General features: G+C 51.8%; 10 protein-coding genes and 1 pseudogene. 8 read left to right on the plus strand and 3 right to left on the minus strand.

Annotated features, from left to right (window positions below; genetic code table 11):
* Together BOW51_RS03110 and BOW51_RS03115 are read right to left on the minus strand one after the other, a co-directional pair.
* Positions 1 to 1,153, minus strand: a pseudogene (locus BOW51_RS03110) (DUF1800 domain-containing protein); the annotation flags it as partial.
* A gap of 248 nt (positions 1,154 to 1,401) precedes the next feature.
* Complete coding sequence (locus BOW51_RS03115; protein ID WP_078476393.1) at positions 1,402 to 1,836, minus strand: hypothetical protein; 435 nt, start codon at positions 1,834 to 1,836, stop codon at positions 1,402 to 1,404.
* A 268-nt stretch (positions 1,837 to 2,104) separates the two neighbouring features.
* Between BOW51_RS03115 and BOW51_RS03120 the strand changes: the two genes are divergently transcribed.
* From BOW51_RS03120 to BOW51_RS03140, 5 genes are all read left to right on the plus strand, one after another.
* Positions 2,105 to 3,127 (plus strand): amino acid ABC transporter substrate-binding protein, encoded by a 1,023-nt coding sequence (locus BOW51_RS03120; RefSeq protein WP_078476402.1) that lies wholly within the window; start codon positions 2,105 to 2,107, stop codon positions 3,125 to 3,127.
* A 76-nt stretch (positions 3,128 to 3,203) separates the two neighbouring features.
* Positions 3,204 to 4,388, plus strand: coding sequence for an amino acid ABC transporter permease (locus BOW51_RS03125; RefSeq protein ID WP_078476394.1), 1,185 nt, complete (start codon positions 3,204 to 3,206; stop codon positions 4,386 to 4,388).
* A gap of 1 nt (position 4,389) precedes the next feature.
* Positions 4,390 to 5,490, plus strand: coding sequence for an amino acid ABC transporter permease (locus BOW51_RS03130; RefSeq protein WP_078476395.1), 1,101 nt, complete (start codon positions 4,390 to 4,392; stop codon positions 5,488 to 5,490).
* Positions 5,491 to 5,555: 65 nt separating this feature from the next.
* On the plus strand, positions 5,556 to 6,284 hold the full coding sequence (locus tag BOW51_RS03135) for an amino acid ABC transporter ATP-binding protein (RefSeq protein ID WP_167367227.1): 729 nt from the start codon (positions 5,556 to 5,558) through the stop codon (positions 6,282 to 6,284).
* 152 nt (positions 6,285 to 6,436) lie between these two features.
* Positions 6,437 to 7,207, plus strand: a complete 771-nt coding sequence (locus BOW51_RS03140) for a DUF2189 domain-containing protein (RefSeq protein ID WP_078476397.1) — start codon at positions 6,437 to 6,439, stop codon at positions 7,205 to 7,207.
* Positions 7,208 to 7,211: 4 nt separating this feature from the next.
* On the opposite strand, the gene nadB is transcribed toward BOW51_RS03140, so the two are convergent.
* Positions 7,212 to 8,834: an L-aspartate oxidase gene (nadB, locus tag BOW51_RS03145; protein WP_078476398.1), complete on the minus strand. Its 1,623-nt coding sequence runs from the start codon at positions 8,832 to 8,834 to the stop codon at positions 7,212 to 7,214.
* 143 nt (positions 8,835 to 8,977) lie between these two features.
* On the opposite strand from nadB, the gene rpoE reads away from it, so the two are divergent.
* From rpoE to BOW51_RS03160, 3 genes are read left to right on the plus strand one after another with little or no spacing between them, the layout of a single operon-like run.
* Positions 8,978 to 9,553, plus strand: coding sequence for an RNA polymerase sigma factor RpoE (gene rpoE, locus BOW51_RS03150; RefSeq protein WP_078476399.1), 576 nt, complete (start codon positions 8,978 to 8,980; stop codon positions 9,551 to 9,553).
* Between the two features lie 12 nt (positions 9,554 to 9,565).
* Entirely contained in the window at positions 9,566 to 10,135 is a 570-nt protein-coding gene (locus BOW51_RS03155; RefSeq protein WP_078476400.1) for a sigma-E factor negative regulatory protein, read from the plus strand.
* A gap of 23 nt (positions 10,136 to 10,158) precedes the next feature.
* The gene (locus BOW51_RS03160) at positions 10,159 to 11,082 is read left to right on the plus strand and encodes a MucB/RseB C-terminal domain-containing protein (RefSeq protein WP_078476401.1); all 924 of its coding nucleotides are present in this window, start codon (positions 10,159 to 10,161) and stop codon (positions 11,080 to 11,082) included.
* Positions 11,083 to 11,135: the final 53 nt, after the last annotated feature.

Raw genomic sequence — 11,135 nt, forward strand, 5'->3', positions numbered from 1 at the left:
TATTGAGGTGGCCCTGGCGCGCTTCACTGTCAAGTAGTATTGCTGTGACAACAGCTGCAAGGTCGCCTTTAACGCTACTGCCATTGTCATTGAACACAGCGGCGACACGTGCAACATACGCAGGTGTCGGGTTGCTGGTCACGAGTCGTTGAATCAGTTGTTTGCTGATGAAGGGCCCCATGTTGGGATGATCCATCAGTATGCCAATGGCGCCCTCCAGGTCGAGCTGTGCAGTTTGCCCTGCAGGAAGCGGAACCCCACCAAGAATCTCCTTTGTCGTCTGATCATGCTTGCCCTGATCTGGAATGATCATTTCGACACTCATGTAATTGAATGCAGTAACCATGTCATAATTGATCTTTCAGCCAGTGAAGACTTTTGCCATCTCCTTGATATCATCTTCATCGTAGGTCGGAATTGGATCACCGCTGACCGGATCAAGTTTCAGTGTGCCGTCTGTATTGAGCTCGAACACACCGATTGAAAAAAGTTGCATCAGTTCGCGTGCGTAGTTCTCGTCCGGACGGATGTTTCCGACCGCTGCGACATTGTTGACCGAGCTGAGAAATTTGCCCATGGTCGGGTGTTTACTGACTGCTATCAGTAAGTCTCGGTAGTTTCCAAACGCGTGCTCTGCGAGTAAATCGTAATAGCTGGCCATTCCAAACTGGGCGTTTGTCAGATTCGGATCGAGATCAGATATCACCAGGATCTGGCTGAGCGCGTAGGCCAACCTGTGGCGTAGCTGATGTTCCCCCGTGATGACCGAGTTCCACCATGCCTGGTGGCGAAAAAGATCATGACCTGTTTCGCGTTTCGGGTCGACGTCACCCATCGCGTCAAATTCGCGTTTCTCATCGTCACGGCGAAGCACGTAAGGAAGATGCTTGTCATCTTCTTCAAACGGAAGGCTGAGCTGCTCTCCTATCCATTGGAGAAAAGGTTCATCATCGAGATCAGGGTCATCCAGGGAGAGAAGATAAGAAATATCGGCAGGAGTCGGCCCGAAAGTTGACTGTGTAAGAAAGCGGGCGGCATCTCCCTGTGTGATTGGCGTGGGTATGCTGCTGCCTCCGACACTTCCGCCACCTCCACAGGCTTGTAAACCGATAACTATGGAGAGAATAACTGGAAAGCGGAAGAAAAATTGCATGCGGAAAACCCCTATTCAAATTGACAGGTGGAGTAAAGCCAAATGTCAAAACAAGCCGTTGAATAGCCCTAAGGATAGAGGTCTTTTCAGGAAATGTCCGGAAATATTTTCATAAACTAGCTGAATGACAAACCTTGTAGATATGTACAGATATTTTTTTCGTACATGCCTGGCATGCAAAAATAGCCTGCTATCGACTGATCGCGGGGGAGGGTAATGTCGTGGAGAGAAAAGGGTACTCTTATGAGCTAGAAGAACAGCATCATCACAGCTTCCGCCATCAGCAGCACGATAGCTGCTTTGCCGACGAGTTTCATCAACTCCTCCAGGCGTGCCTGCCGCTGCTTGTGTCGGGCGATACTCGCATCAATGCTTTGCATGGTCTCATCGTCCAGCTCAGGATCGATCCATGTCTCCCTTTGTGTCAGCTGCCGGCTTTTAACTGCAGCGATGGCATGAGCAACTGCAACCTTGTAGAGGTGATTGTCCAGGTCGACGAGTTGATGTCGCAGTACATCGTGGACATGCATCATGGCGGTATCGATATCGTTGAAACGCGCCACGTAGCAGATATGTCCACCCGCCTTACCATCCGGTAATTGTGGTGCATAGAGTTGCTTGTCAAAGCGGATGATGCCCTGGTGCTGAGGGTGGGTTTCAACTGACAAATAACCTGAGTGCATTGTTCCTGGCAATCCCTGAAGTACTGCTATGCACAAAATCATACTCCAACATTTTGCTACTGTCGCTGCACTTTATCAGCAGTTACTTATCTTCAGGCAGGGGCTTTCATTTGCATGACGAATCGTGGCAGACTAGCCGTCTACCTTAGATATATTGAAGTTATTGGTAGAAATATAAATAAGATAAACATCAAACTGAGTTGCTGGCTGGAATACTGTTACTGACTGTTTCTTTCCGTCAGCACCTTGAATGGAGATAACAGGAATGATGAAGAAAAACCACCTCGCTGTCGCCGCGATTGCGACAGCTGTTCTCATGTCATCGAATGCAAATGCTGGCACCACTTTTGATGCAGTCAAGAAAAAGGGATTCGTCCAGTGTGGTGTAACCACTGGTCTGACAGGTTTCTCTGCTCCTGACGACAAGGGTAATTGGACCGGCATTGACGTAGATGGCTGCCGCGCGGTTGCAGCTGCAATATTCGGTGATGCCAAAGCAGTTAAATTCACTCCCCTTACTGCCAAGGAGCGTTTCACTGCGTTGCAGTCTGGCGAAATCGATATGCTGTCACGCAATACCACGTGGACGCTGACACGTGACTCTTCACTCGGTATCAGCTTTGCCGGTGTTAACTACTACGATGGTCAGGGCTTCCTCGTGAACAAGGACCTCGGTGTCAACAGCGCGACCGAGCTTGACGGTGCTGCTGTCTGTATTCAAGCGGGTACCACCACTGAGCTGAACCTGGCTGATTACTTTCGTGCCCAGGGCATGAGCTACACTCCTGTCACTTACGACAAGTCGGAAGAGACAGTCAAGGCATTCGAAGCCGGTCGTTGTGATGTACTGACATCTGACCAGTCGCAACTCTACGCGCTGCGTCTCAAGCTTAAAAACCCTGAAGGTGCAGGTGTACTGCCCGAGGTGGTCTCAAAAGAGCCTCTTGGTCCTGTCGTGCGTCAGGGTGATGATGCCTGGTTCAAGGTTGTTCGCTGGTCACTCATTGCCCAGGTCAATGCTGAAGAGCTCGGTGTGTCATCAGCCAATATCGATGACATGAAAAAGAACAGCGCTGATCCAAACGTCAAGCGTCTCATCGGACTGGACGGTATCAAGGGTGAAGGTCTTAACCTCGATGACGCATGGGCTTATAACATCGTCAAGCAGGTAGGCAACTACGGCGAGATGTTCGAGCGTAATGTCGGCATGGATAGCCCGCTGAAAATCGCACGTGGTCTCAACGACCTGTGGACCAAGGGTGGTCTGCAGTACGGTACGCCGATTCGTTAATCGCGTGTTCTGAAACAAGTGTGGGGGCAGTCGCCCCCACATTTGTAATGACTTTAGTTCAAGCGGGTAAATAGTTATGGCATCTGAACAGCCTTCTGTTCCTGCCAAGGCCAAGTTGTGGAATCGCCCCGGATTTCGTGCACTGGTGTTCCAGGTTTTACTGGTCGCGGTGCTGCTGTACTTCGGACTGACGATTCTGGGTAACACGCTGCATAACCTGGAACAGCGCGGTATCAGCACAGGTTTTGGTTTTCTTAATAACGAAGCCGGTTTCGGTATCGTTATGTCTCTCATCGAATTCAACGAGAGTCACACCTTTGGCCGTACATTTCTCGTCGGCTTGCTTAACACGGTGCTGGTCTCTTTTCTGGGTATTATTCTCGCCACGATACTTGGCTTCCTGATCGGTGTTGCTCGTCTCTCGAGAAACTGGATCGTCAGCAGGCTGGCTGCAGTTTATATCGAGACTTTTCGCAATATTCCACTACTGCTGCAGATTCTCTTCTGGTATTTCGCAGTACTGGCACAACTGCCACGTCCCAAGCAGAGCATGACCATTGGTGAGACGGTGTTTCTCAACAACCGCGGTCTCTACATGGGCGCGCCGGTACCCGAGGCCGGTTTCTGGTTGACGGCCATCGCTTTTGCCATTGGTATTGTTGCCACGATTTTTATCGCACGCTGGGCACATAAGCGCCAGGATACGACAGGTCAGCAGTTTCATACTGTTTGGGCTGGGGTCGGCCTGATTATCGGTCTGCCGGCAATTGTGTTCCTGCTCTCCGGTACACCACTGGCATGGGATCTTCCGGTCCTTAAGGGTTTTAACTTCAAGGGCGGTATGGTGATTATCCCTGAGTGGGCAGCACTGCTGCTGGCACTGAGCATCTATACGGCTTCCTTTATTGCCGAGATCGTGCGCTCGGGTATTCTCTCGGTCAGTCATGGCCAGACGGAAGCAGCGCATGCACTGGGCCTGCGTAATGCCCCGACACTGCGCCTGATAATCATTCCGCAGGCGATGCGCGTGATCATTCCGCAGCTCACCAGCCAGTATCTCAACCTGACGAAGAACTCGTCACTTGCGACGGCAGTCGGTTATCCCGACCTTGTTGCAGTATTCGCAGGCACGACACTGAACCAGACGGGACAGGCGGTCGAGGTGATCGCAATGACCATGGGGGTCTACCTGACGCTGAGCCTGCTGATCTCCTTCTACATGAACTGGTACAACAAGCGCAAGCAGTTGGTGGAGAGATAATATGTCTAAATTTGTACCACAGCCTGATCTGCCTGCACCGATTACCAATGTCGGTGTCATAGGCTGGTTCAGAAGGAACCTGTTTCCTTCCCCGCTAGATGCTGCCATGACATTGGCGGCACTCTATTTTCTCTATCTCTATGTTCCGCCATTGCTGGACTGGGCAATATTCAGTGCCGACTGGTTCGGTGATTCACGCGATGCCTGTACCAGTGGCGGCGCCTGCTGGGTTTTTGTCAGTGTGCGTTTCAAGCAGTTCATGGTGGGGCTCTACCCGGATGCCGAGGTATGGCGTGTTTCGGTTGCGGCCGGACTCTTTGTTGCCCTGATGATTCCAATGTTTATCAAGGGCTTTAAGCACAAGGCGTATTTGGGCGCTTTCATCCTGTTCGGTTTTCCCTTCATCGCATTCATCCTCTTCTCCGGCGGTTCGTTCGGGCTGGAGTTGGTTGAGACGAATATGTGGGGTGGACTGTTCCTGACCCTGGTGCTCTCGTTTGTCGGTATCGTCGCAGCCTTGCCACTGGGAATTCTGCTGGCACTTGGGCGGCGTTCCAATATGCCCATCGTCAAATCGGTATGCGTTGTTTTTATCGAGTTCTGGCGTGGTGTTCCACTGATTACCGTGCTTTTCATGTCCTCCGTGATGCTGCCACTATTTCTTCCTGAGGGAATGAACTTTGACAAGCTGCTGCGTGCGATGATCGGTATCGTGTTGTTCCAGTCTGCCTACATGGCTGAGGTTGTTCGAAGTGGTCTACAGGCCATTCCGAAGGGGCAGTATGAGGCGGCCAAGGCGCTTGGTCTGAGTTACTGGGAGAGTATGGGGCTGATTATCCTTCCACAGGCGCTGAAGCTGGTTATACCCGGTATCGTTAACACCTTCATTGCGCTGTTCAAGGATACCACCCTGGTATTGATTATCGGCCTCTTCGATCTTCTCTCCATGATCCAGAGTGCGTCACAGGACGCCAAGTGGCTCGGCTTCGAGATCGAGGGTTATGTATTTGCCGCACTGATTTTCTGGATTTTCTGTTTCGGTATGTCGCGTTACAGCATGTCGCTTGAGCGCAAGCTGGAAACCTCTCATGCGAGAAACTGATAAGGATTAAGAGTATGTCTGAAGAAAACGCAAAAAAAGCTAACCTTGAGATTTCTGACAAGGTGATGATCGAACTCAAGGATGTTCACAAATGGTACGGTGAATTTCACGTCCTGAAGAATATTGACCTGACAGTACGCAAGGGGGAGCGCATCGTAATCTGTGGACCGTCGGGTTCGGGAAAATCGACCCTGATTCGCTGTCTCAACCGTCTCGAGGAGCATCAACGTGGCCAGATCACCATCGACGGCACCGAGTTGACTGACGATGTGAAACATATCGACGCAATTCGCAGTGAAGTTGGCATGGTGTTTCAGCACTTCAACCTGTTTCCGCATCTGACGGTGCTGGAGAACTGCTGTTTGGCACCTATCTGGGTACGCAAGATGCCGCGCAGGGAAGCCGAGGATGCTGCAATGGAGTATCTCGAGAAGGTCAAGATCCCGGAGCAGGCCAAGAAATATCCCGGACAGCTTTCCGGTGGCCAGCAGCAGCGCGTGGCGATTGCACGTAGTCTGTGCATGAACCCTAATATCATGCTCTTTGATGAACCGACCTCGGCGCTGGACCCGGAGATGATCAAGGAAGTGCTGGATACCATGGTCAGCCTTGCTGAGACCGGTATGACCATGATTTGTGTCACTCATGAAATGGGTTTTGCCAAGACGGTTGCCAATCGTGTGATCTTTATGGATGGCGGCGAGATCATCGAGGAGAATGAACCGGACGAGTTTTTCAACAATCCGCAGTCGGATCGTACCAAGCTGTTCCTGAGTCAGATTCTGCAAAATTAGTCATCAGTCGATCGTCCCTGTTCATTGGCCGGTTTGCCGGGTAATGACTAACGACTCCCTTCTGCTGCTTTGCATGTTCAGGTGCTCTGTAAGGTCCTCTGCAGTGTTAAAAAAACAAGCTGCACACAATAGCAGCGATAAGGAGGGAGGAGTTGGATAAAGATAAAGAAGTAGTAGTAGAGAGGGACGAAAACGGTGAGGAGATCAGGCCGCTTCTCATCTCGGCAAATTCAATCAGTGTCCGTGCTCCTTTTGAGTGGTTAGCCAAGGGGTGGGCGGATATCAAACGCGCACCTGTTTTCAGCGTGACCTATGGCGCTGTGATCGTCCTGATTGCTGCACTGGTCTTTTGGCTGGTGTATCAGGGTGGTCATACCACCATGCTGTTTACTATCGGCATTGGCGCCCTGCTGACAGGGCCGGTACTCGCTTTTGGCCTTTACTCGATCAGCCGACAGATCGAACTGGGTTTGGAACCGCGCTTCGGCTATTGTATCAAAGAGAGCAGCAAGCACATGCGCAATGAGATGTTGTTTGTGTTGATCCTGCTGATCTGGGCACGCGCTGCCTCGATGGTGCTCGTTTTCTTTCCCATTAGTGACGACATAGGCATCGAAGGTTGGCTGGAATTCCTTGCCGTTGGCTCCATCGTTGGCAGTTTTTTTGCTTCACTGGTTTTTGTCACCAGTGCATTTTCCCTGCCGCTGATGCTGGACAGGAATACTGATGCAATTACCAGTGCTTTGACCAGCATCAATGCTGTGCTCAACAACAAGCTGGCGATGCTGGTGTGGGCTATCCTGATTGTTGGCCTGATTCTGCTTGGAATCGTCACCATGGGTCTCGGCATGTTTGTCATTTTTCCGCTCATCGGACATGCCAGCTGGCATGCTTACCGCGAGACAATCAAACAGGAAGAGTAGGGCGTTACTCCTCGATAGCCGGGTAGTAGTTGTTTGGAATGAGTACGGTCGGTTTTTTCTGGTGCTTGTCTTTATTGGGGAAGTCGATGGTGTAGTGAAGGCCACGACTCTCTTTGCGCAGTTGAGCCGAGCGGATAATCAGGTCTGACACTTCAACCAGGTTACGCAGTTCCAGCAGGTCGTTGTTGACACGAAAGTTGCTGTAGTACTCATCAATCTCATGACGCAACAGGTTGGCGCGGCGCTTGGCGCGTTCGAGACGCTTGTTGGAGCGAACGATACCGACATAGTCCCACATGAAGCGCCTAAGTTCGTCCCAGTTGTGCGAGACGACAACGCGTTCGTCTGAATCCGACACGCGACTTTCATCCCACGGCTTGATTTCATCAATGGATTCAATTTCGGTGATCTGTTTTTCGATATTCTGGGCCGCAATCTGGCCAAATACGAGGCACTCCAGCAGTGAGTTGCTTGCCATGCGGTTAGCGCCATGCAGCCCGGTATAGGCTGTCTCACCAATTGCATAGAGACCGGGAATGTCGGTGTGTGCCGACTTGTCAGTCATGACTCCGCCACAGGTGTAGTGTGCGGCAGGAACCACCGGAATGCGTTCGCGAGTGATATCGATACCAAATTCAAGACAGCGCTCATGAATAGTGGGGAAGTGCTCCCTGATGAAACTGGCCGGCTTGTGGGTAATATCAAGGTAAACGCAGTCGGCACCGAGGCGTTTCATTTCGTGGTCGATGGCACGTGCAACAATATCGCGAGGCGCGAGTTCGGCACGTTCATCGAATGCCGGCATGAATCGCTCTCCATTCGGCAGGTGCAGTGTTGCCCCTTCACCACGTAGCGCCTCGGTGATGAGGAAGGACTTGGCATGTGGATGGTAGAGACAGGTCGGATGAAACTGGATGAACTCCATGTTGGCAACACGGCAACCTGCACGCCATGCCATGGCGACGCCGTCACCCGTGGTGACATCCGGGTTGCTGGTATAGAGATACGCCTTGTTGGCACCGCCGGAGGCAAGGACCACCACCGGTGCGGCGTAGGTTTCGACCCTGTCGTTACCGACATCAAGGATGTAGCAGCCGAGAATGCGTTTTGCCTTGCTGCCGCGTGAACTGGTAATCAGGTCAATAGCGATATGGTCTTCGAACAGGTCGATGTTGCCGCATTTTTTTGCCTGCGAAACGAGGGTGAGTTCAACTTCCTGGCCGGTTGAATCGGCCGAGTGGATAACACGTCGGTGACTGTGCCCGCCTTCGCGCGTGAGATGGAATTCGGAACGGGGGTTTTTCTCATCCTCGCGTGTGAAACGCACACCATTGTCCAGTAGCCACTGAATATTTTCGGGACCGCGTTTAACGGTGTCCCGCACCACCGACTCTTCGCACAGGCCAGCCCCGGCAACCAAGGTGTCGCGCACATGTGATTCAATCGAGTCCTCCTCGTCAAGAACCGCGGAGATACCGCCCTGCGCATAGAAAGTATTGCCCTCCTCAAGCTCGCGCTTGGCAATTACGGCGATACGCAGTTTGTGATCCAGCCGCAGCGCAAGACTGAGTCCTGCGGCACCGCTGCCGATGATTAATACATCATGATTAAAACGGGAAGAGGGCATTTGTTGTGCATTTAAAGATAGAATATACATATGATGCTAGCCGAACTGGATATTGATGCAACTATTTATGAACTTCACCGCGTCTTCATTGTCCCATTTTAAATCGGGAAATTTGAGCAAGACGGAGCCATGGAGCCCGCTCTATGGCTGAAGAGAGTGATCTGGAACTGGTACAGCGTGCGCAGCGTGGTGACAAGCGTGCCTTTGACCTGCTGGTACTGAAATACCAGCAAAAGGTTGCAGCGGTTGTTTCACGATATGTACGTGAGCAGGCTGATGTGCTGGACGTGGTGCAGGAGTCCTTTATCAAGGCATACCGCGCACTGCCCAAGTTCCGCGGTGACAGCGCCTTTTATACATGGCTCTACCGGATATCGATCAATACGGCTAAAAATCACCTTGTCTCCCAGTCACGGAGACCGCCGGGATCGGATGTAGATGCCGAGGTAGCCGAGCAACTCGATGTTGGCGGACGCCTCAAGGAGAGCGCGCGGCCGGAAGACCACCTCATGCGTGACGAGGTTGAGGCGGCGGTATGGAAGGCCATTAACTCGTTGCCTGAAGAGCTGCGAACAGCGATAACACTGCGCGAGATTGATGGCATGTCCTACGAAGAGATTGCAGAAACCATGGCATGCCCGGTCGGCACCGTGCGTTCACGCATTTTCAGGGCACGTGAAGCAATTGATAACAGTTTGAAACCTTTATTGAATCCGTAAGTCAAAGAGAATATGAAGAAAATGACAAATCCTGATCCGGAACAACTCTCTGCTCTGCTTGATGGTGAAATTTCGTACAAGGATGGCAAGCAGCTGATCGACAGCTTGCTGACCCGACAGGAGACGAAAGCAACACTAGCCAGGTACCAGACCGTTCGCGCCTGCCTAAACGGCGAAACGGCTGAAATCAACCACGCAGATCTTTTCGAGAGCATCCACAATCAGCTGGCAGACGAGCCTGTTATTCTCGCACCGGCTGCGATAAAGGGTGGGGTTTCACAGGGTATCAAGCGCTTTGCCTCTGGCGGGGCACTTGCTGCAGGTGTTGCAGCTGCGGTCATTTTTGGCGTTAACTCCCTTTCAACAAACGTGCAGGGCCCTGCATTTGTAGCAGATAGTGGCAATACCCCTGCAGTCGTGATGGCGCCCACAACAGTTTCTGCTCCGGCTGGTGCAGAGCAGCTACGCCCTGACAGGCGTGAACTCGAGATCTATCTTGAAGAACACGAGAGCCTGGTCTCGAGGGGTTCACTTGGTGCTGGTTTACCCCTGGCAACCATGGTAGGTTACGAGGGATTCTGAAACTTTCCATCGATCCTTCGTTTATGCCACGTATCATAATCAGTCACGCACTGACTCTCCTGCTCCTCCTGCTTTTTACCCCGGCAGTTGCACAAGACGAGGCAACAACACTTCTCGATCGCATGACGCATACCGTGCGTAATCTCAACTACGAAGGTGATTTCGTCTATCAGACCGGCGAAGTTCTCAATGCCATGCATATCGTGCATACCGTCAGAGAAGGTTTTGAAAAGGAACACCTGTCGACCCTGACCGGTCCGAATCGTGAAATTATCCGCGACGATTACACTATCACCCGCTTAACCCCGGACAAAGAAAAGCCCTCTGTATCAGAACGCAGGCGTTCACATTTACCAACACTTGCATCATTTGACCCCGAGCGCCTCGCAAGCCTCTACCGTATCGAGGTTATTGGTGATGAGCGTGTTGCAGGCCGCCCGGTAACACAGGTTGCAGTCATGCCGATGGACTCTTTTCGTTACGGGCACAGGCTTTATCTTGATAAAGAGACAGCGCTGCCGTTGAGACGGGTCGTGGTGAATCGCAAGGGCGCCACCATTTCCCAAATGATGTTTACGACAATTGAAATTTCGGAAATGGACACGCAGCCGCAGGAGGTCAGTGAGACACCTGTCGAAGCGGTCGAATATGATGGAGACTGGAGCTTCGAGGGAATTCCTGCCGGCTTCATTATTGAACTCTACAGTCACACGGAACCTGGTGGACAGGCTCGTGAGCATTTTGTGTTTTCGGACGGTATAACACGTCTCTCTCTCTACATAGAGAACGGTAGTGGTGGCCTGGGTAGCCGTCAGACCAGTGTTGGAGGCGTTGGTATTCTTTCTACCAAGGTCGATGGTTACAAGCTGACAGTTGTCGGCGAAGCTCCGATTGATACCCTCAAGACATTTCTGCGCAGTGCCAGACACAATCCGGCGGGGAAATGATCGAGGAGCAGGCGGTTGTCACTGCTGTAACAGGAGATTTGATCGAGGTCAGG

This window comes from Solemya elarraichensis gill symbiont, from assembly GCF_002021095.1.
Classification (GTDB): domain Bacteria; phylum Pseudomonadota; class Gammaproteobacteria; order Chromatiales; family Chromatiaceae.

What these genes read in the sequence shown, in the direction of transcription:
- BOW51_RS03135 (WP_167367227.1), top strand. Translation starts at nt 5,556, where the DNA reads ATGATCGAACTCAAGGATGTTCACAAATGGTACGGTGAATTTCACGTC.
- nadB (WP_078476398.1), bottom strand. Translation starts at nt 8,834, where the DNA reads ATGCCCTCTTCCCGTTTTAATCATGATGTATTAATCATCGGCAGCGGT.
- BOW51_RS03115 (WP_078476393.1), bottom strand. Translation starts at nt 1,836, where the DNA reads ATGCACTCAGGTTATTTGTCAGTTGAAACCCACCCTCAGCACCAGGGC.
- BOW51_RS03160 (WP_078476401.1), top strand. Translation starts at nt 10,159, where the DNA reads ATGCCACGTATCATAATCAGTCACGCACTGACTCTCCTGCTCCTCCTG.
- BOW51_RS03120 (WP_078476402.1), top strand. Translation starts at nt 2,105, where the DNA reads ATGAAGAAAAACCACCTCGCTGTCGCCGCGATTGCGACAGCTGTTCTC.
- BOW51_RS03130 (WP_078476395.1), top strand. Translation starts at nt 4,390, where the DNA reads ATGTCTAAATTTGTACCACAGCCTGATCTGCCTGCACCGATTACCAAT.
- rpoE (WP_078476399.1), top strand. Translation starts at nt 8,978, where the DNA reads ATGGCTGAAGAGAGTGATCTGGAACTGGTACAGCGTGCGCAGCGTGGT.
- BOW51_RS03155 (WP_078476400.1), top strand. Translation starts at nt 9,566, where the DNA reads ATGAAGAAAATGACAAATCCTGATCCGGAACAACTCTCTGCTCTGCTT.
- BOW51_RS03125 (WP_078476394.1), top strand. Translation starts at nt 3,204, where the DNA reads ATGGCATCTGAACAGCCTTCTGTTCCTGCCAAGGCCAAGTTGTGGAAT.